General features: G+C 42.5%; 22 protein-coding genes. 5 read left to right on the forward strand and 17 right to left on the reverse strand.

Annotated elements, in window-relative coordinates:
• Positions 1-82 precede the first annotated feature (82 nt).
• From mle to AC6EJC_RS22675, 3 genes are all read right to left on the reverse strand, one after another.
• Positions 83-934: an alpha/beta fold macrolide esterase gene (gene mle, locus AC6EJC_RS22665; RefSeq protein WP_444955896.1), complete on the reverse strand. Its 852-nt coding sequence runs from the start codon at positions 932-934 to the stop codon at positions 83-85.
• 643 nt (positions 935-1577) lie between these two features.
• Positions 1578-2270, reverse strand: a complete 693-nt coding sequence (locus AC6EJC_RS22670) for a pseudouridine synthase (protein WP_444955897.1) — start codon at positions 2268-2270, stop codon at positions 1578-1580.
• 115 nt (positions 2271-2385) lie between these two features.
• Positions 2386-2583 carry a DUF3934 family protein gene (locus AC6EJC_RS22675; protein WP_444955898.1) on the reverse strand — a complete coding sequence of 66 codons (198 nt, stop codon included), beginning with the start codon at positions 2581-2583 and terminating at the stop codon, positions 2386-2388.
• A 208-nt stretch (positions 2584-2791) separates the two neighbouring features.
• On the opposite strand from AC6EJC_RS22675, the gene AC6EJC_RS22680 reads away from it, so the two are divergent.
• Positions 2792-3226 carry a VOC family protein gene (locus tag AC6EJC_RS22680; protein WP_444955899.1) on the forward strand — a complete coding sequence of 145 codons (435 nt, stop codon included), beginning with the start codon at positions 2792-2794 and terminating at the stop codon, positions 3224-3226.
• Positions 3227-3289: 63 nt separating this feature from the next.
• Here AC6EJC_RS22680 and AC6EJC_RS22685 read toward each other — a convergent pair whose 3' ends face one another.
• The 4 genes from AC6EJC_RS22685 to AC6EJC_RS22700 all read right to left on the reverse strand — a co-directional run bounded on the left by AC6EJC_RS22685 (position 3290) and on the right by AC6EJC_RS22700 (position 6917).
• Positions 3290-4297 (reverse strand): FecCD family ABC transporter permease, encoded by a 1008-nt coding sequence (locus AC6EJC_RS22685; protein ID WP_444955900.1) that lies wholly within the window; start codon positions 4295-4297, stop codon positions 3290-3292.
• On the reverse strand, positions 4294-5319 hold the full coding sequence (locus AC6EJC_RS22690; protein WP_444955901.1) for a FecCD family ABC transporter permease: 1026 nt from the start codon (positions 5317-5319) through the stop codon (positions 4294-4296). The genes AC6EJC_RS22685 and AC6EJC_RS22690 overlap by 4 nt, the downstream gene beginning before the upstream one ends.
• Positions 5320-5352: 33 nt before the next feature.
• Entirely contained in the window at positions 5353-6144 is a 792-nt protein-coding gene (locus AC6EJC_RS22695) for an ABC transporter substrate-binding protein (RefSeq protein WP_444955902.1), read from the reverse strand.
• Positions 6145-6467: 323 nt separating this feature from the next.
• Positions 6468-6917 (reverse strand): Imm63 family immunity protein, encoded by a 450-nt coding sequence (locus AC6EJC_RS22700; protein WP_444955903.1) that lies wholly within the window; start codon positions 6915-6917, stop codon positions 6468-6470.
• A 179-nt stretch (positions 6918-7096) separates the two neighbouring features.
• On the opposite strand from AC6EJC_RS22700, the gene AC6EJC_RS22705 reads away from it, so the two are divergent.
• The gene (locus AC6EJC_RS22705; RefSeq protein WP_444955904.1) at positions 7097-7528 is read left to right on the forward strand and encodes a hypothetical protein; all 432 of its coding nucleotides are present in this window, start codon (positions 7097-7099) and stop codon (positions 7526-7528) included.
• A gap of 45 nt (positions 7529-7573) precedes the next feature.
• On the opposite strand, the gene AC6EJC_RS22710 is transcribed toward AC6EJC_RS22705, so the two are convergent.
• The 10 genes from AC6EJC_RS22710 to AC6EJC_RS22755 all read right to left on the reverse strand — a co-directional run bounded on the left by AC6EJC_RS22710 (position 7574) and on the right by AC6EJC_RS22755 (position 18462).
• Complete coding sequence (locus AC6EJC_RS22710) at positions 7574-8458, reverse strand: aminoglycoside phosphotransferase family protein (RefSeq protein ID WP_444955932.1); 885 nt, start codon at positions 8456-8458, stop codon at positions 7574-7576.
• Between the two features lie 234 nt (positions 8459-8692).
• Positions 8693-10714, reverse strand: a complete 2022-nt coding sequence (locus tag AC6EJC_RS22715; RefSeq protein ID WP_444955905.1) for an oxidoreductase — start codon at positions 10712-10714, stop codon at positions 8693-8695.
• A gap of 352 nt (positions 10715-11066) precedes the next feature.
• Entirely contained in the window at positions 11067-11942 is an 876-nt protein-coding gene (gene aguB / locus AC6EJC_RS22720; protein ID WP_444955906.1) for an N-carbamoylputrescine amidase, read from the reverse strand.
• Between the two features lie 29 nt (positions 11943-11971).
• Positions 11972-13003, reverse strand: coding sequence for an agmatine deiminase family protein (locus tag AC6EJC_RS22725; protein WP_444955907.1), 1032 nt, complete (start codon positions 13001-13003; stop codon positions 11972-11974).
• A gap of 118 nt (positions 13004-13121) precedes the next feature.
• On the reverse strand, positions 13122-13673 hold the full coding sequence (gene yfcE, locus AC6EJC_RS22730) for a phosphodiesterase (RefSeq protein WP_444955908.1): 552 nt from the start codon (positions 13671-13673) through the stop codon (positions 13122-13124).
• A 168-nt stretch (positions 13674-13841) separates the two neighbouring features.
• Positions 13842-14429 (reverse strand): sugar O-acetyltransferase, encoded by a 588-nt coding sequence (locus AC6EJC_RS22735; RefSeq protein WP_444955909.1) that lies wholly within the window; start codon positions 14427-14429, stop codon positions 13842-13844.
• A gap of 99 nt (positions 14430-14528) precedes the next feature.
• The gene (locus AC6EJC_RS22740; protein ID WP_029515106.1) at positions 14529-14909 is read right to left on the reverse strand and encodes a VOC family protein; all 381 of its coding nucleotides are present in this window, start codon (positions 14907-14909) and stop codon (positions 14529-14531) included.
• 317 nt (positions 14910-15226) lie between these two features.
• Entirely contained in the window at positions 15227-16642 is a 1416-nt protein-coding gene (locus AC6EJC_RS22745; protein WP_444955910.1) for a glycoside hydrolase family 1 protein, read from the reverse strand.
• Between the two features lie 267 nt (positions 16643-16909).
• Positions 16910-17518, reverse strand: a complete 609-nt coding sequence (locus tag AC6EJC_RS22750; protein WP_444955911.1) for a DUF1349 domain-containing protein — start codon at positions 17516-17518, stop codon at positions 16910-16912.
• A 35-nt stretch (positions 17519-17553) separates the two neighbouring features.
• The gene (locus AC6EJC_RS22755; protein WP_444955933.1) at positions 17554-18462 is read right to left on the reverse strand and encodes an ROK family protein; all 909 of its coding nucleotides are present in this window, start codon (positions 18460-18462) and stop codon (positions 17554-17556) included.
• Positions 18463-18783: 321 nt separating this feature from the next.
• On the opposite strand from AC6EJC_RS22755, the gene AC6EJC_RS22760 reads away from it, so the two are divergent.
• The 3 genes from AC6EJC_RS22760 to AC6EJC_RS22770 all read left to right on the forward strand — a co-directional run bounded on the left by AC6EJC_RS22760 (position 18784) and on the right by AC6EJC_RS22770 (position 20956).
• Positions 18784-19119, forward strand: a complete 336-nt coding sequence (locus tag AC6EJC_RS22760; protein WP_444955912.1) for a ribosomal protein L7/L12 — start codon at positions 18784-18786, stop codon at positions 19117-19119.
• 78 nt (positions 19120-19197) lie between these two features.
• Positions 19198-19677, forward strand: coding sequence for a Cys-tRNA(Pro) deacylase (gene ybaK, locus AC6EJC_RS22765; protein ID WP_444955934.1), 480 nt, complete (start codon positions 19198-19200; stop codon positions 19675-19677).
• 88 nt (positions 19678-19765) lie between these two features.
• A complete protein-coding gene (locus AC6EJC_RS22770) occupies positions 19766-20956 on the forward strand; it encodes an oxalate decarboxylase family bicupin (RefSeq protein WP_444955935.1) in 1191 nt (396 codons plus the stop codon).
• Positions 20957-20990: the final 34 nt, after the last annotated feature.

Consider the following 20990-nt stretch of genomic DNA (forward strand, 5'->3'; position numbering starts at 1 on the left):
AATCCCCCTAAAAAAGGAGATTGCCTTTTTATTCAGGAAGATTGCTTCTCTCAAAAACGGCTTTATTCAGCTATCGTACACATTAGCTGAACTTATTGGGTATCGAAGTGTGATTTGAAATAGAATCGATTATTAAATCCCAGTCGTCATAGTGAAGCTCATGCCCGGCACCTTCCAATGTCAGTAAAACCGCACCCGGAATTTCGTTAACAAGATTTATTCCGTGTTCATAAGGGATAATCGGATCTTCAGTACCGTGAATCACCAGAGCAGGGACGTTTATTTCTCCTGTCCTAGCCAGATAGGATTCTCCACCTGACAGCATTACGTGATTGTTCATACTGGCTATATTGTTGCTTCTTTTCCAATCTTCTTTTGCCAATTTATAAACTTTATTCTCATCGAAAGCGTGTTTTGAACCTACTAGAATTCTTGATCTACCTATCACAAAATCGACCACCGATTGTTCTTTCGTCCAATCTATTGCTCCCATATTCGAGAAATAGTCCATAACCTTTTCCTCCATCGGTGGAAGATCGGGAGCAAAATTGGACGTTGCTAAAAGGGTAATGGTTAGAACTCTGCCTGGATGTCGCAGAGCTATCATTTGAGTCAGCATGCCGCCCATGGACATCCCTACGATATGCGCTTGCTCAATCTTATAAGCATCCAATACTCGAATAGCATCATCTGCCATGTCTTCGAAAGTATAGTCTGGTTGCCCAGGTTCATAGGTTGTAGAACGTCCAACATCTCGGTTATCATAGCGAATGACAAAACGACCTGTCTCAGCTAAACGCTGGCAGAATTCTTCCTCCCACCAAACCAGTGAGGATTGGGCACCCATAATCAGTAATATTGCCGGGTTAACTCGCTTTCCGAAACTGTCGGTACATATTTCTATTCCATCGATTTTTATTAGTTGTTCGTTCATGTAGAATTCCTCCCTCCAATACTATATATAACAAAAAAACACAGGATATTAGCCTGTGTTTACAGTAATCGAAAAAAGTATTTGGAAATGAACGCAATATGGTGATTATCTTATGATAGACTCGCAGTCCTACACCGGATAGATCAACAAAGTTCATTTCATTTTCTTTATATTCAGTCTATACAGAATGAGGATAGAGTTACCCCTGCCTCCATTTGCATATAACTAAACTAGGTTACCGTGAAGGCAAACCGTTCTTCGATTACTGTGCACACCAATAGCCTTAAATCACTATTTAATACATTGTGCAAAGAATATCGAAGAATTAGATTAGCACACGTAACCCCTCCGTCCTTATCAATTAAAGCAATCTTAACACATGATGACTTTCTATGTAAACACTTGGAAATTATGTTCAAGCTTACTGCTAGGGGTTTAACTTAATAGTTAGAAATTTCTATCAGGTTACCATCAGGATAACGATCAGCCCTTTTTTCGGTTATGGTAGTTGCTTGTTAGCCTCTCCTCTGTTATGCCTCCATAGTAGCAGACAATGGACTAAGCAATTTCTCGAATTTGGTAAGAGATTCCCCTTTGCCTGCTTCGAATAAATGCTTCTTAAAATAAACTTTCGTTGTATCCATCATTTCAACTTAGAAAGAAGTAACTCCAGTTCCTCCCTGTCTAGATGTCTCCATTGTCCCCGCTCCAGCTTGTCTAAGGTAATATTCATGATCCGGATACGCTCAAGCTTCAGCACTCTGTATCCTAGAGCCTTGCACATTCTGCGAATTTGCAGATTCAGCCCCTGCGTCAAAATAATGCGGAACTCGTATTCGCTCGTACGATCAACCTTGCATGGCTTGGTTATAACGTTCAATATTTCAACGCCGCGAGACATAGCTCCCGTGAAATCGTCTGTAACGGGCTTGTCTACGGTCACTACATACTCTTTCTCATGACCATGCTCGGAGCGCATCATTTGATTGACAATGCTTCCATCGTTGGTTAATAGAATCAGTCCCTCCGACGCTTTGTCCAACCTGCCAATGGCAAAAATCCGCGAAGGGTAGTTAACATAACTAATAATATTACCTGCCACCTGTTCCGCTGCGGTACAAACAATACCTATAGGCTTATTTAGAGCCAAGTATACAGGTTCACTGGAATTAAGCGGAATAGCCTCGCCATCGATCAGCACGATATCCTGTGGCTCTACATCCGCACCCGCTTCACAAACGTTACCATTAATCGTAATTCGTCCTGCTGCAATCAGCCTGTTGGTTTCCCGACGTGAGCAGAACCCAGTCTCACTTATGTACTTGTTAATTCTCACGATTCACCTGCTTCTGGTTGTAGTATGGGAGTATGAGTAAAATGATTAAAAAAACATCTGATTGTTCTTGCTTAATCAGATGTTCACAATTTACGACAACTTATACTTGCCCGGCTTATTTGCTACTGTTGCCGCCGCTTTTATTTCTGGTTGGTTTGGCAGTGCCGCCTTTTGCGCCACCTGCCGCTTTGCTTCCCGGTGCGCTTGTAGAAGCGCTTTTTGTCCTTACTGGCTTCGCTGTTTTGTTCCAGCGTGTCCAGCCCTTACTACCTGTACCTCTGCCGGTCCCGCCGCCCTTGCTTTTTCCACCCATATGATCACTCCATTGTAGTCGTTCAGATTTAACTAAGCTATCATACCATTACTTTGATCATAATGCCCATTTGTTTTAAAATTGAACATGTTTAGCCTCAAATACTTTCGCAAAACGGATCTTATTGTATTTTTGTTTGTTTGCAGGTAAATAATGAACTAAGGTCGTATAGTATGGAAAAATAATGATTCTTGAAGGAGTGAAACACATGTCTGTTGATGTTTATCTTAACTTTAATGGAAATTGCCGTGAAGCAGCGGAGTTTTATGCAGAGGCATTTGGGACTGAGAAACCACATATCATGACGTTTGGTGAAGCACCACCCAACCCCGATTATCCTCTACCGGAAGAAGCCAAAAATTTGGTCATGCATACGCGGCTTCAAATTGATGGTAGTAATGTCATGTTTTCAGACGTTTTTCCTGGTATGCCTTTCGTAGCCGGAAACAACATCAGCCTCGCCATCGTCAATAAGGACGAAGAGAAAATTCGATCGTACTTTCATAAATTAAAAGAAGGAGGAACCGTAAGCATGGAACTTCAAGAAACATTCTGGAGCAAATGCTACGGTAGCCTTAAAGATAAGTTCGGAATTGAATGGCAATTAAGCTATGACAATGAAGAATCGCTCAAAGAAAAATAAAAAAGCGTTAACCCAGCCATATTTTGCATGGACATGGGTTAGCGTCTTTTCATTTATCTGCATTTAACTGGCTTTCGACAGCAAGTAAAGGAAATAAGGGGTGACCAGTATGGTGATAATAATTCCGGTTGGAATATCTGCCCCAAAACTAATCGTCCGAGTAAGTGTGTCAGCAATCAAAATGACGAGTGCACCAACTAATGCCGTCGTCGGTAGCAATAGCTTATGATTGGGCCCTACTAGCTTGCGCGCTAGATGGGGACTGACCATGCCTACAAAAAAGAAATTTCCGCCAAGTGCCACGCTACCAGAAGCGAGCGCAACGGCAGCAATCGTCAAGCCGATAAACTCCCTTTTAATTGCTACGCCGAGCCCCGATGCTGTCTGATTCCCCAAATTCAACGTATTGAGTGTGTTAGACCTGTAAAAAACGTAAAAGCTGATGATAAGCACCCACGGGAGCAGCACCATAATATAGCTCCAGTCGTCCCCCCACAGGTCTCCAGCCTGCCATCTCAAAGCAAAGTCATACTGTTGCTTGTCTAGCCGGAGTGTCAACATCAGAGTTAATGCGCTGTAGCCACTGCCCATAGCGACACCGGTTAAAATTAAGCCTGTAGGCGAGATGTCCCTTCCCCGCCTGAAAGCAAACATAAAAATCAAAAATGCTGCCATAAGGCCGCCTGCAAAAGCCAGTCCTGGAAGAAGAATAGGCGATAGCAATCCTTCACTAGCGAACAACGTAATATACATAAGTACAAATAACCCTGAGCCTGAGCTGATGCCGAGTGTCCCCGGACTGGCCATGTCGTTTTTGAGCAAGCTTTGCATAATACAGCCTGATATCCCCATGCCAATACCTACCAATATAGAAAGCACAATACGTGGCAGTCGAAAGTCAAACACGATCAGGTTCTGTTTGCTCGTTCCTTCGCCAATGATGACCTTGAAAACTTCGAGTGGAGAAAGGTTCATTTTCCCAACATTCATACTGAGTACAGCCACTAGTAGCGTCAGCACTACTAACAGTAAAATAATGCTAATCCCCCTGGTATTACGGGACAGTTTCAACTAAACTCCCTCCTCTGCTTGCGCACAAGGTAGAGAAAATAGGGTACACCTACTAACGCAAAAATAATGCCGAGCGGCGTTTCGTGAGGGCGATTGATCAGTCGTCCGAGTAAATCCGCCGCCAACAGAAAGACTGCTCCATACAAAGCTGAGGCCGGTATAATATATCGATAATCCGTTCCGACCAGATGGCGCATCATGTGTGGCACGATCAAACCAACGAAGCCAACAGGGCCGACCACAATAACCGATAACCCCGTTAAAATTAATACAATTAAGGTTGAAAACAGCTTAATCCTATTCGCACGAATACCCAAGCCTGATGCCACATCCTCCCCGAAACTCAAAATCGTAATCGAGGGAGAAAGCGCGATGGCACAGACCAAACCCACTACAAACAGTGGCGCAATGAAAGCTAATTCACCCCACTTGGCACTGGCTGTACCACCAGCAGACCAGTAATCAAGGGCTTGGCCAATCTCATACTTAATAGCGATAAACGTACTAAACGCACCAAAAAGCATGGAGATGGACATTCCTGCCAGCACCAGTCGCTGAGGCGTCATTCCTCGCTTGCCTATAGATGCGACGTAATACGTAATGCCTGTAGTGATTGCTGCACCTAGGCAAGAATACAGCATGGTTTCTCCATAGGTGCGACCAGGCAAAAAGGCCATACATAACGCAATAGCAAATGTCGAGCCTGAACTTATGCCAATGAGTCCCGAATCCGCTAGTGGATTACGAGTGGTTCCCTGCATAATTGCCCCACACACAGCCAAGCTGCACCCTACTATGATATCTGCCACGGTGCGTGGAAAACGCAAGGTGTGAATAATCTGATGTTCCGTAATGTTGGGATCAAACTGAAATATAGCCCCCCACGCCAGCTTCAAGCTCATTTCCGCAGCACCAAAGGTAATAGATGCTGCGGTAACCACCAGGAGCAGGAACACGCCCATGACCATGTAGCCTATAAAATGAAAAATTCCTTTTTTATTTGGTTCTTTGTGAGTAGACATCGATTACACCCTTAGTTGGTCAATTATGCATCGTTACTTAGCCTGTTCCAGCAATTTGCTAATAATATAATCTAGCTGTCCCGTCATACTAGCAACGTCCGAATAATAGAACAGTCCTGCATATTTCGCTGGAATTTCGATGATATGTCCGTTTTTAACGGCTGGAATACTGCTCCAGATTTTTGTCTTCGCATATTCGGATTCCTTGCCTTCCTGCTTAAACCAAAGGACATAATCTCCAAAGTATTGAGCAGCAACCTCGTAGGATAAAGAACCTCGACCCTCTCCGGAATTTTTAACCAATGTGTTGAGCTTTTCCGGTTTGTGAAGTCCAAGATAATTGTAAAGCAACGTTCCTCCACGTGAGCCTGTTTCATAATAAATTCCGTAGGAGCCACTACCCCAGTCCTCGAAAATGCTAAACGTTTTGTCCTTGAATATGTCGGAATTTAGTTTTTCTTTGGCCTGACTCAGCTTGCTTTCAAACAGTGAAATCACTTTGTCCGCTTCAGCCTCATGTCCTGTGGCCTGACCAAGAAATTTCAAACGTTCTAGGGAGGTCATTTTATCCTCTGGTATCACAAGAACAGGCGCAATTTTAGACAGCTTATCATAATCCTTTGTATCATATGTAATGATGAGATCAGGATCACACTTCATAATTTCCTCAGTTTCCCACTTTTCAATATTGGTAATGTCGTTAAACTTATCGTAAAAAGGCATCGTTTCTTGTTTCCAGCCCATTACTGCCGCTGGCTTAATCCCTAGTGTAAATACATCGCCAACATACCAGTTCACTACTACCCGTTGAGGATTAGCGGGCACCTTAATATCTCCTTTTACCGTAGAGACTGTACGCGTATCAGAATCACTGCTTACCTCTTCCTTCGTGGACGACGCGGGTTTAGCAGATGATCAGAGGAACTGCCAGCATTCCCACAGCCAGAAATAACAAAGATCATTACGAATAGTGCACATAAAATCATGTGAAATTTCTTGTTCATCCTACGATGCATGTTGTAAATCTCCTTTGAAATATAGTAAGAGCAAAACATACTTAAAATTAGTGATATTGATAATCATTATAACTAATACAAAAGTGTAAATTTTATATTAGTATTGTCAACTGTTTCTTTAAGTTTTTTGTTTTACTTTAATGGGTTCTCCAGCCTACTCCTTCTATTCGCTTCATGCCATTCCTGATAGATTCCTCCAATTTCATAAAACGCTTTGTTCATTGCAGTTGCCAGCTCCTTCATGATCTTCTTGGTATATTTCAAATGAGTATTTATGTTATCCACTTTATATTTGCGAAGCAGATTCAGATGAGCAATGATGTGAATTGTATCTTCGATGATCCAATAAATCACATCCTCTACATCTTTCGTAATCTTGTTCAGCATCTGTATGCCTCTTTCATACATCTGGAGCGTATAACCCCGCTTGCCCACTTGCACATACGGGCTCAGATCATCATAAAAATCCGTACGGAAGGGTCGTCTTACGTATTGCTCATACTGCTCTTCATATATCGAAGTTTGTTCAAGCAATTTAATAGTCATATCTATGATTTCCTGTTCGCTATACATTTTTTTCATCAGATTTTCCCTTCCCTTTCTCTACTAAATAAATTCAAGTCATAGTTATATTAGATCACAAGTGATGCAATAAGAAGTCAAACTCTTTTTTTACCAACCATTAACAATTTTGTTTGAAGCAAACGATAATTAGAATAGAGGGTTTTCCCTCAATATGTCTAACTGAAGGAGACAGGCGAATGAATAGAGTATGGACGAAAGCATCGGCTATTCTATTGGTAGTGATATCCCTGATGTTCAATGGAACGTACGCGCTCGCAGCTTCAGCAACATCAACGTATATCGTTACGTTTCAACAAGCAACCTTGGTATCCAACGATCACGTAGGCAACGAATGGGCCATTGCTGCCCAGGTGGCAGGCCAATCCATTAGTGAAGGCAACAGCGTAAAGGTAAAGGTCAAATCAGGGGGTAACATTAAGCTGTATGCGTATGCCGAGGAACAAGACAAAATTCCTGATGAAAGCGAAGCCACCAAGAATGTAAAGGTCTCCTCTGTTTCTGCCAAAGGTTCTACCGTTAAGCTAAGAGTGACGGTTACTGAAAACCGTGGACGTTACTCAGGTCATCAAGCCGTTTGGGAATTTACGTATAAGATTAAGAAACAATAATAGAAAAAATAGACCGTCACTCCCCAGGAGCGGCGGTCTTCGCTTTTACAAGTCGCAGTAACTGGGCAGGTACCATTTCGGTATATAGGTCTGAAAGTAATCATACCCCTCCAAAACCTCTTCAGCTCGATGAACCATATCATCCACTTCTTTTTTACCAAACTGGATTGCCCAGTAGATGGATGACAGCTGATTGCTTGCAATATACAGAGCCATTAATCTAAAAAATAAATCAGGTACATCGTTATTGAAATAACCGTGGATACGGCCTGAAGCAAACAAGGGACTTACACCTGCACACCAGGTAATACGATTGAATTCTTCCCAAGGGTCACCATAATCCAGTCTATTAAAATCAATGATGCCCAGTTCAACAGCTCGCGTTACCAGCATATTGCCCACATGATAATCCCCATGCTGAAATGTCTGGGGACGATTTTCTAATAGATAGCGGTTTTGCTCGATAAAGCTTATCGTTTGATCTGCTCCCTTTAGGGGAATACCGCATGACTTATAGTTTGCAATATATCTGTTGATTTTGGCATTATAATGTTCAGCCCATGGTGCTTGATCTTGCTCCGCATGAATCTCATGCATTTTTTTCAATGCATCTCCTGCTTGAACTCCGAGTTGATATTGTTGTGCTGCGTTTAACGTGGGGATAACCTCTTCAGCATCTTTTCCTTCGATCCAGGTGAACATGGAATATACAGATTGACCATCATTACAAATCCCAAATCCAAGGGGTCGGGACATTAAAAGGTTCTCCATGTGATTCAGCTTTTTTACGGATTTAAATTCGCTTTGCTTCTTTTCATATTGGGTGATATCCGAAATTCTCAACAGCAAATCCCTACCGTCAGTGGTTTGAATGTAATATTTCTTATCACTCGACCAGCCTTTATGAATTTCTTCCACGTTGTTCCACATGCTGGCTCCCGGTATTTCAGTAAAGATTTGATTCACGCTCACATACCTCCCACGTTAAAAAATAGCCTTACTTACTAATATATGCTTTCCATAGTTTACCTTTGGAATGACAGAGGAATCAATCTTCTTTCTAGGATAAACCCAAACAAAAAAGGCTGAAAAGACAATAATGTCTCTTCAACCTTAATATTAAGTGAGCTGGCATGGTGATACCCATCACTTTGTACCGTCAAATCAGTAAGAATAAGAAAACTCATTTTTAAATTCATCTACCCGTTGAATGGTTTTCAGAATATTGCGGCCTTCACGGGTGCCATCAATAATACGACGAGCTTGTTTGCTGTCCCCGATATTAACGACTTCCACTTGATGTTCTTTGCCATATTCAAGCAAGCTATCCATTAGCGGAGTGTATGAACGCATACCCAAGCATACGAATCCAAGATCAAAAGGAATCTCAAACTCCTGTTCTCCATGTTTTACTTTGAAGCGGTCGCTGCACACTTCTGTTAAAGCTGTTTCCGTATGGACGTTCACTTCCCGCTCCTCTACCATTTTCATCATGGAAATCCGAGTAATCATATCCAGGTCTTTACCCAGTAGCGGCATCATCTCAATGATGGAAACCTCTTGTGCTCCACGCTCTGCGTAATATTCGACGACATCCAGTCCCACAGCTCCGCCACCGACTACAGCAATGCGTTTACCTTCAAACTCCTGGAATTTCTCCATGTTGTGCAAAAGATCAAAGATAGAAAACACTTTTGTATCCGGTTTGCCTAGTTGGTCATGCAGACCTGCAATTGGCGGAAGCAGTGGTTTGGCCCCTGTTGCATTAACAATAATATCAGGATTCAAAGCAGTAATCATCGCCAAATCAGCTCGGGTACCTGTGACAATGTTCAGATTCGTTAACTGTTTGGTGCGTTGAATCAAATAATCAGGGAAATCATTGATACGCTTTTTGTCTGGCAAGCGGGCAATATCACGAGCCAAGCCACCCAGTTCTGGTTGTTCTTCAAAGAGGGTTACTTTGCAGCCCACTTCGGCCGCTGTACAGGCCGCTTCCAGCCCTGCCGTACCCCCACCGATCACAACAATTTGAACGTTGTTTTTAACACGTTGTTTCCTGTATTCAGCTTCCTTGAACAGATCCGGATTTACCGTACAGCAAATCGGTTTACTTTTGGAGATACGATGATCGGCACAACCAATGTTGCAAGAAATGCATTTTCTAAGCAAATGTTCATAGCCGTTCTGTACTTTAAGCACCCAGTTCGGTTCAGCGATCAAGCCTCTACCCATAGCCAGGAGATCAGCGTCACCTCTCTCCAAAATATCTTGCGCAGCCTGTGGGCTCCGAATATTACCTGAGGTCATCGTGACCTTTCCGAATTTTTCTTTTACCGCTTTAGCCATATAAGAGCGCCAACCATCCGGCAGGTTCATTCCGTCAATCTGGAACTGGATGGAATCATTCAGAGCAGCAGAAACGTTCAGAATATCTACTTCATCATTAAGATACTCCAGTAACTCCAGTGTATCTTCCAGTGTGTTCCCACCTTCTGTGAACTCTTCCGCGCTAAAACGTAAGCAAATAGGGAAAAATGGGCCCACCACTGAACGAATTTCATCAATGACTAATCTGGCAAAACGGGTACGGTTTTCTGCGCTGCCGCCAAATTCATCCGTGCGTTTATTATACATCGGCGAAAGAAACTGACTCAGCAAGTAGGAGTGTCCCGCATGAATTTCAACACAGTCAAATCCTGCTCGTTGCGCTCTTCCGGCTGCTTCTCCGTATTTGCGTACAATGGCGTAAATTTCTTCTTTTTGCAAAGGTCTTGGAATGGCTCCGCCCTTTTTAGAAGGAATATTCGAAGAAGATACAGACTGAACTCCGTTCAGTCGTCCCGCATAAGCCGAAGCACCCGCATGGTTAATTTGTACAGAAACACAAGCACCATAAGAGTGCAGGGCTTCTGTTAATCTAAACAGTCCGGGAATAAACTGATCGTTATCCATACGCAACTGGGTTGTTCCGTTTGTACCCATTGGGAAATCCAGACAAACATTTTCTACTGTTATCAAGCCGGTACCACCTTTGGCCCGTTGCACGTAATAGTCAATATGATCCTGAACAAAGCTTCCGTCCATGGCAGCAAAGTTAGTTCCCATCGGGGGCATAACAATCCGGTTTTTCAAGGTCATACGACGTACGGTTAGAGGTTCAAAGATAGCAGGATAGTGGTTCATTGTTCTTCCTCCTTGCGAGTTTGCAAATTTCATTTTCAAGCTTTCATTAAAGCATTCTTGTATGTGATTTTTTTCACTTTAAAGAATACCGAGGTTTCGTTGAATACGATCATTCCCTATGACTTGATTTTATATCATCCAATTCATAAATTCTAATGCTATTTTATGTGATAAATCATAGTTTCATTCTATAGGTTAAGATGTTTCAGCCATTATAAGCTTGGAAATTTAAATGTATTAGATAAAGATAAATATTTAAAGCAAAAATCCCCTGCCCGAAAAGCCAGGTGAGTCCAATGAAAGGAAACACCTCGGCTTGACGACAAGGGAAACTTGCCTATCCGTATACAGGTTATACTTTTAAATCACCATCATAGGTAGCAATCATTTTGTACAGTTCGGGACGACGGTCACGGAAAATGCCCCATTCAATCCGCCCTACTTCCAGCTCGTCCAGATCAAATTCGGCAGTAAGCACTTCCTCATCGGTACGACCAGCCTCTGCGATCTTGTTACCTTGAGGCCCGGCAATAAAGGATGAGCCGTAGAAGTTGATACTGGATTCTTCATCCGTTTCAGTTCCGATGCGATTGGAAGCAATGACTGGAATCAGGTTGGAAGCCGCATGACCCAGCATGCAGGTCTGCCAGTGATCCTTGGAGTCAATGGAAGAATCCTGCGGTTCCGAGCCAATAGCTGTCGGATAAAACAAAACTTCTGCTCCCATCAGCGCCATACAACGTGCCGCCTCAGGATACCATTGATCCCAGCACACGCCTACTCCAATTTTGGCATAGCGTGTATTCCATACTTTAAAACCGGTATCGCCCGGATTAAAATAAAATTTTTCCTCATACCCAGGACCGTCCGGGATGTGGCTTTTGCGGTATTTGCCCAATACTTCACCGTCTGCATCAATTACAGCAAGACTGTTGTAGCGGGCGTAGTTTTTCTTCTCATAAAAACTGATGGGCAGCACCACCTGCAATTCCTTGGCAATCTTCTTGAAATGGTTAACCGCCTTGTTGTGCTCCAGCTCGGTTGCATATACATAATAATCAGACTTCTCCTTCTGGCAGAAGTACGGAGTCTCGAACAATTCCTGCAGCAAAATAATTTGAGCGCCTTGCGCAGCCGCTTCACGCACCAGCTTTTCGGCTTTGCTTATATTTTCTTCGATATTGGTAGAACAGCTCATTTGAGTTGCTGCCACTTTTACTTTTCTCACTTTAGTCCTCCTCTTAAATGTCGTATCGTTTAACGTTTTACAGCAGGCATCTGCTGAGTTGTGCAGTGTACGTTTCCGCCTTCACGGATAACTGCCATACCATCTACGGTGCGAATCTTGCGATCTGGAAATACATTTGCCAGCACCTGCTGGGCTGCAAGATCGCTCTCAGCGGCAGTGCCGCCAAACACCGGCAAAATAATACCACCATTCACAAAGTAGAAGTTAATATAGCTAAGTGTCAATCGGCTGTCTTCATAATCCACGCGCGGCGGCTGGCCGATCCGAATCACTTCTAGCTTACGGCCTTGGGCATCCGTTGCTTGCTCCAGAATGCGTAGGTTTTCCTGCGTGATTTCGTAATTTTCATCCTCAGGATCATCACATACTTGTATAATGACCTTGCCGGGAGCAGCAAAACAAGCAATATTGTCCACATGGCCGTCCGTTTCGTCGCCACTAAGTCCACGTTTTAGCCATATTATTTTCTCGGCACCTGTATATTCGCACACATACCGTTCAATTTCTTCCCTGCTTAATCCCGGATTTCGGTTGGGATTGAGCAAACACTCTTCGGTTGTAATCAGTGTGCCTTCGCCGTCTACGTGCAGTGAGCCGCCTTCCATCACTAGCGGTGCATCAAACCGTGGAACTCCAAGTTGGTCCAAAATTTGCGGCGCAACCTGGTCATCCAGATCCCATGGAGCGTATTTGCCGCCCCAGGCGTTAAACTTCCAGTTTACACCTGCCAACTGGCCATGCTCGTCCGTGAGAAAAGTAGGTCCGTTGTCACGCAGCCACGCATCGCTGTGCTCAATCGGCAGTAATTCTACCCGTTCCCCGAGTTCAAGCGCTTTAACGCTCTCCAGATCATCCGGGTTTACAACCACGGTAACTGGTTCAAATTCTGCCATGGCACGTACAATTTCGGCATATCCCTTACATACATCGGTATGCATATCGGGGTAAACCATTGAAGAATGTACAGGCCAGGAAATATACGTGCGTTCATGTGGCGCCCATTCAGGCGGCATCTTATAATGTGAATCCTTAATTTGCATGTATTGAAGCTCTCTTTCTTTTTCATAATGTAGACTCCGCTCCTATCATACAATAATATGATCTTTGTCTCAATCGAAGCGGAAAAGTTTTAATGATTTACATTTAAATTTGAGCAAATCACTTTGAAAATGTGATTGCTTTCACCGTACTGCCATCAAAATCCTTCACGGTGAATTGTGCTCCCTCCAGCACTCCGTAAGAGGGTGAATAGTTTTCTTTTGGCAGCGCGATCGAACCGGGGTTCAATATAAAGACCCCATTTTCCACATCTGCTACCGGAATATGAGTATGTCCCTGGATGAACACATCTCCCGCTTCCAGTGGTGGTAAATTTCCGATACTAAAGCCATGCCCGTGCGTGACATAGATTCGCCGTCCTTCATGGTACAGCAAGGCATAATCACCCATCATCGGAAACTCCAGCAACATCTGATCCACTTCTGCATCGCAATTCCCACGCACAGACACTGCAATATGAGACTTGTACTGATTCAGCATAGAGGCCACTTCCGCCGGATTATATCCTTCCGGTAACTGATTACGTGGTCCATGGTACATATAATCTCCGAGCAGGACAAGACGGTCGGCTTTCTCCTCCCTGAACTTCTCCAGTGCCAATTGCAACCAGTGCAGCGAGCCGTGAATATCTGATATACACATAAATTTCATGATTGTTCTTTCCTTTCTGTATAGGCTATTGTGATTTAATAAATACTCCACTTAAGTTCATTATTACATTATTCCCTGAACAAATCTGTGCAAAAATGGGTTTCTTTTCGTGTTGTAATTCTCTTTTAGACACAAAACTACAGCTCAAAATGAGCTGTAGTTATATTGTTAATTCCTTCTATACTTTTGCTTATCATCTTCGGTGACTTTTCGGATTACCTTGCAAGGGTTTCCTGCGGCAATCACACCAGAAGGGATATCTTTGGTGACAACGCTTCCTGCACCGATAATTGAATCATCCCCTATAGTTACACCAGCCAGAACAGTGACATTTCCACCGATCCACACATTATTGCCAATGGTAATTGGAAATACAATCTCCAATCCCTCATTACGTTGTTCCACATCAAGAGGATGACCCGCAGTATAAAATCCGCAGTTAGGGGCAACAAAAACATTATCACCGAAAACTATTTTTGCCCCATCAAGCATGATCGTATTATGGTTACTATAGAAATTTTCACCGATTTCAATGTTATAGCCATAGTCACACACAAAAGGTTGCTCAATCAAGAATCTGTCAGTTGTTTTACCAAATAAAGTTTTGATGAGTGTTTCTCGTTCTTCAATATTTCTAGGATGAAGCTGATTATATTCGTGGCAGAGACCTTTGGCGTATAAACGTTCCTCAATCAACTCTTCATCATAATTAGCATTGTATAGGAGTCCTAATTGTGATTTTTCTTTTTCTGTCATAGCTGTCCTCACTCCGTTTATTTAGATACAGAATTCAGATTTCTTTTAAAGCTTCATTGTAGGATTCCACATGCTCACTCTTCAGAACTGGAAAACTATTTACATTGAAATTTCTACCAAATTACCTTCTGGATCTTTAATTACGCTTTCATAATAGCCGTCACCTGTCAATCTTGGCTGACCCACTACTTCATATCCTGCATGCATGAGCTGCTCTGTCTTTTCATTCACCAGTGCTTTACTTCCAACGGAAAATGCCACATGAGCCCAGCCCGTAATATTTATCTGTGGTGAATGATCTACTCCCGTTTTACGCATAACCTCTAACCTTGCTCCATCCTCAAAGGTGATAAAATAGGACTCAAATCCTTTTGTAGCGTTATAATATTTATCGTTAGATTTTCCATCAAAATATTGCTCGTAAAAGCTTTTCATCTTTTCTAAGTCTCTCACCCAGATCGCTACATGCTCAATCTTCATTATTTTCCTCCTTCTGCAGCCCTCATCATTAAAAAATCATTAATTTATCTGGACTCAATTTTTTCAGCATAGTTATTATTGACGTTTTAATAAGTCTTAATATATCTCAGTAATTAATTTTTGTCCAATCTATTTATCATCAATTATCAATAAATAACGCTTACGAATCATTCATGAAAGCTCTTTCGTCCTCAGCTTGTAATTCGGTTGCTAATCCCCCTAAAAAATTAGCGACCGCTTCGTAAAAGAGCAGAAGCGGTCGCTATCTATAAGCCTTCATTGTATATTTAATACTTAATCACTGGTTTATTTATAAATTAACGCTTCAAGCTTTCACCGTTCGTGGAAATAACTTCTTTGTACCAATGGAACGATTTCTTCGGATATCTTTTAAGTGTACCGCTGCCATCATCATGACGGTCTACGTAAATGTAACCGTAACGTTTTTTAAGCTGAGCGGTTGATGCGCTGACAAGGTCAATACAGCCCCAAGACGTATAACCCATAACCTCTACTCCATCCTCAATAGCTTCTCCAACTTGAACCAAATGATCATTCAGGTAGTTGATCCGGTAGTCATCTTCAACAGTTTTTTCGCCTTTTTCATTGGTGATCAGTTCGTCAACGGCGCCCAAACCATTTTCAACGATGAACAGTGGTTTTTGGAAGCGATCATAAAACGTATTCAGTACATAACGCAGGCCTTGCGGATCAATTTGCCAGCCCCACTCACTTGCCTCGAGATGCGGATTGCTGACACCACCGAGAATGTTACCTTCACCTTTGACTTTTTTAGCTTCGTCAGCGGTCTCACAAGTACTCATATAATAGCTGAACGAGATAAAATCAACGGTATGCTTCAAATCTTCAGCATCACCTGGTTCAAAGTGAATAGAGATTCCGTTTTCTTTAAAGAAACGTTTCATGTAACCTGGGTACTGACCTCTTGCATGAATATCGGCAAATGCCATGTTTCTGTGATCAAATTCCATCGCAGCAATCACATCATCTGGATTAGGTGTCAACGGATAAGTAGGCATACTCAGCACCATACAGCCAATTTTGAAATCAGGGTTGATCTGATGACCGATTTTTACCGCTCTTGCACTCGCTACAAGCTCATGGTGAATAGCTTGATAAAGATCTTGTTCACTAAGTTGATCTTTTGGTGTGCTAATCCCGCCACTCATGAATGGTGCTTCAAGAATGGAGTTGATTTCATTGAAAGTCAACCAGTATTTCACTTTATTTTTGTAGCGTTTAAATACAGTTGTAGCATAGCGCTCATAAAAATCAACTAGCTTACGGTTTACCCAACCATCGTATTCTCTGGACAAATGTAAAGGTGTTTCATAGTGAGATAATGTAACGAGTGGTTCAATTCCATATTTGTGAAGTTCATCAAACAAATCATCATAAAATTGCAAGCCTTTTTCGTTAGGCTCCAGTTCGTCACCTTTAGGGAAAATACGTGACCATGCGATGGAAGTACGGAACACTTTGAAGCCCATTTCCGCAAAAAGTTTGATATCTTCTTTATAATGATGATAAAAATCAATACCGATCAACTTCATATTATCTTCTGTTGGTACATCCGTAACTGGTCCCCAACCACCACGAGGGGTTACATCCTGAATAGACCAGCCTTTTCCATCTTCTTGATAAGCGCCTTCGAGCTGATTAGCAGCAACTGCCCCGCCCCACAGGAAATCTTTTGGAAACTGTGTACTCATATTTTCTCCGCCTTTGCTGATGTTTTTTCATTAACTAGGATAGAAGTACGATACCTCTATACTAATATGTTATAAAGTACTTCTAATTGAAGCTTAAGGTTTGTAACGCGTTTCATGTCAAGTATTATTTTAAAAACTTCGAAGTCTATAATCGTATTATCTCCAATACTTACCCCCATATTTATAATAACGCTCCACCAATCGATACGTTATTACCAATCGTAACCGGGAGTGAGTATTCATATTCAGCATTATTGAGTAGAATAGCTATTCTTCAATTGGCGGATCTACATGAATATCGCTATCGGGTTTAGTGCTTACCCAACGTGTAAAGGTAACCTGAAAGCCGTGACGAGTCGGTGAACAAGCAAAAGGCCCCGCCTGTTGTCCAGTTTCATAAGGAAAACGTGCCACACGTACGGTGCGCCAGCTTTGATTGTCGGTTCGGGCTCTAATGATCACTGCATCATGTAGCTGTGAAGCACGAATCGTCACATTTTTCCCTACCCAACTGGGCACAGGGGCTAATGACCAATCGGAATAGCCATCTGTGACTACGACAGCCAGTTGAGGAATTCCGTCATTTAATTCGATCCCCGCTTTAATCCACTTTTGCTGTCCTTGATACAGCATAATACCGGCCTGGTCGTAAAGCTCCGTAAATGAGCCTAATTGAAACGTGACTTCGATCGCAGTGCCTTCTTCCCAGGCTGTAAGCAGGGAATGTCCGCTACTGCGTTCAAATCCATACAAAGTTTTTTCCCAGTAGTCGCTTCCTTCTCTAGTTTCAACTTTAAGGAACTGGTCTTCTTCTATGGATGATACCGGATGATTAGTCCATGTTCCTTTAGTCCAAGAAATCGCTTTTTTAGTCACTGATCTCATCCTCTCTTGGTTCATTGAACAATGCCCTATTTTCTTTTTTCCACCAATTGTAAATTGTACGTCAAACTTTCAAGGGTCACCGAAATCAACCCATACATGTATTCATCATGCGTATTGTTTTTTACAAAAATCTCGGGCATATGTTCTTTGGGTACATCTTTTAGACAGCCGTTATAAATATCGTCCAACAGAGTCGGCTTGGATAACTCTCCGGTCAAAGCAATAGATACAGGGTCTATAATCGCAATAATGGAGGTTATCGTTTTAACCGCCAGAGGAACAAATCCCTGTGCGCTATTTAACTGTTTAAGCTGTTCCTCTCTTCTTAAATCAAAGGGTAAAAAGGAAACTTCCCCCGCAAATTTGGTATTTCCTTTTAACAAATGTCCGTCGACAATAAAACCTGCTCCCGGGAAATTATCCTTGGGAAACGTAACAATAGCGAAGGTTTTGTCCTCATTATAATTTTGCATGTTATAAAATCCGTAGACTGTCAAATGCATATCATTTTCAATAGTAACTTCTAACCCGTATTTATCTTGAAGCCGTGGGCCTACAGGAACTCCTATGAGCAGGTCGAGATCACAAACATCGATCACTCCTTGATGAACAACCCCCGGGATGCCAATACCAATGGCTTTGACATTTTCGTAGTTGTTAATCAGTTCTCCAATTTGGTTTTCTATTAACTCATAATTTATATGGGGCACAACGGAGGTATTCTCTACGATGATATCGCCAAGCAAATTAGCAACAGCATAAGTAAGAGAATGTACTCCTCCTTCCGTTTTCACATTTAAACAGATAATATAAGAATAATCAGCGTTATATTTGTACCGTCTTGCCGGACGCCCGCCGTTCGATTCTTCCAATTCCGTCTCTAATACTTCCCCGGTTTGAAGAAGCTCTTTCAGAATATTTCCGCAGGTTGCCACACTAAGTCCTGTGATGCTGGCTATGGACGACTTGGTTGCATATTCCTTGGATTTCAGTGTATTTTTAACTAACTCTACATTAATTTGTTTGACCCGAATGGTATTATTGGAGACTGGTTGTATTTGAATGCACTCCTTTCCCAACATTTATTAAAAGATTTATAATAAGCTGTAATATAATGCTCTGTCTGCAAAAAGTCAATTTGTACTCTTCCGATGCTCAATTCCATCAGTCGATCATCGTGCTATACTATGGATAAGAAACAAAATTTTTAGTGTGGCATCTTTGAGATGAAACTAAGTGAAAAAGGGGGAATTCTATTGTCAACTATTGAGTATATAGCAATAATTGCGTTACTCCTTTCCGTCATACTTTTAATCAAGGTCTACAGCCTTCAATCTCGGCTTAATGATTTGAAATCCGACGTGGAACGTCTTGAGAATCGTTCAGGAATACAGGGAACATCGCTGTCAGGAACAATCACTACCACTCCTCCACATATCCTAGACACAGGAACTTCGGAGGATATCAATGGAAGATTGCTCCTACTGATTAGGGAAGGAAAAAAGATTCAAGCCATAAAAGAGCTGAGAACAGCTAAGGATCTCTCCTTAAAGGATGCAAAGGATTATGTGGATCACTTGGAAAAACTCTAAGAAGAGAGCAAAATGATTCCGCAGAGGCAAATGCTTGCTGTGATTGCCTCTGCACGATTGAAGAAAGGAAGAAATAAGATGAGTGCCAGCAAAACAAACGCCATGCGCATATTGGACGGGCAACACATACACTACAATATTTTGAGTTATGATCATCAAGACGGGAAAATTGACGGTATGAATGTGGCTGAGAAAATCGAGAGAGCCCCGGAAATGGTTTTCAAAACTTTGGTTGCACATAGCAAACAAAATCTGTTTGTTTTTGTGATTCCTGTACATAAAGAGCTTGATCTCAAAAAGGCAGCGAAATCTGCGGGAGAAAAGAAAATTGAAATGCTTCCAGTTAAGGAGTTGCAAAAGCATACGGGATATATTCGCGGTGGCTGCTCCCCCATAGGAATGAAAAAGCTCTACCCCACTTTTATCGACCAGCCGGCAATAGAACTGGAAACCATCGTTGTGAGCGGCGGGAAAATTGGGACCCAACTGGAGTTGAGTCCGCACGATTTAGCTCAAATCATTCAGGCACAGTTTACAGATCTGACGCATACAGCATAAAACTCAACACATGATCATAAAATCTTTATGCGTATTTTTTCTTATCCTATGCTTTATCAAGCTTCAACCTGGAGAGGAAGATCAAATGATGCATAATGATTGCTCGAAAAATGTTAGAATCCCCCAACCCATCAGAAGTGATGGCGCAGGGGGCATCGACAAGGGCCCACGTGATGTGATGAGGGATTTACAGAATCCCGATATGCTGGTTCCCCCTGTAACGGACAATGGTCTCATACCGAATATGAGGTTTTCCTTTTCAGACGCCCATATGCAACTTAACCATGGTGGGTGGTCAAGAGAAGTAACGGTAAGGGAATTACCTATTGCCACAACCCTTGCCGGGGTGAATATGAGTTTGACACCAGGCGGTGTACGTGAGCTTCACTGGCATCAGCAGGCGGAATGGTCTTATATGCTATTGGGTAGTGCCCGCATTACGGCAGTTGACCAAAATGGACGTAATTTTATTGCTGATGTGGGTCCCGGGGATCTCTGGTATTTTCCTCCTGGCATTCCACACTCTATACAAGGTCTTGAGGATGGCTGTGAATTTTTGCTGGTTTTCGATGATGGCAGCTTCTCAGATTTGAACACCCTATCCATCTCCGATTGGTTCGCACATACCCCTAAAGATGTACTATCTGCAAATTTCGGCGTCCCAGAAGCTGATTTTAACTTCATTCCTCAAGACCAAGTATACATCTATCAGGATTCCGTTCCTGGTTCAATCCAAAGCCAAGCGGTTCCCTCTCCCTACGGGACGTTGCCCCAATCCTTTAAGCATAAATTACTCGCTCAGCCCCCAATCAAAACGCCGGGTGGAAGCGTACGTATTGTCGATTCCTCCAATTTTCCGATATCCAAAACCATCGCTGCTGCTCTTGTTGAGATTGAGCCCGGGGCCATGAGAGAAATGCACTGGCACCCCAATAATGACGAATGGCAATACTATCTGGCAGGGCAAGGACGGATGACTGTTTTTGGTGGTAATGGTGCGGCCCGTACGTTTGATTTCAGAGCCGGAGATGTAGGTTATGTGCCTTTTGCTTACGGTCATTACATTCAAAATACAGGTTCTAGCACACTATGGTTTCTTGAAATGTTTAAAAGTGACCGGTTTGCGGATGTTTCACTGAATCAATGGATGGCTCTTACGCCCACAGAACTTATTCAGAGTAATTTACATGTTGGTGCTGATGTGATCTCTAATTTACGGAAGGAAAAATGGCCCGTCGTCAAATATCCTGGTTATTCATATGAACCCAAAAAGGAATGAACGGGAACCGTTATCGCGCTTGCCACTAGATCAT

It is taken from the genome of Paenibacillus sp. TY11, from assembly GCF_059772165.1.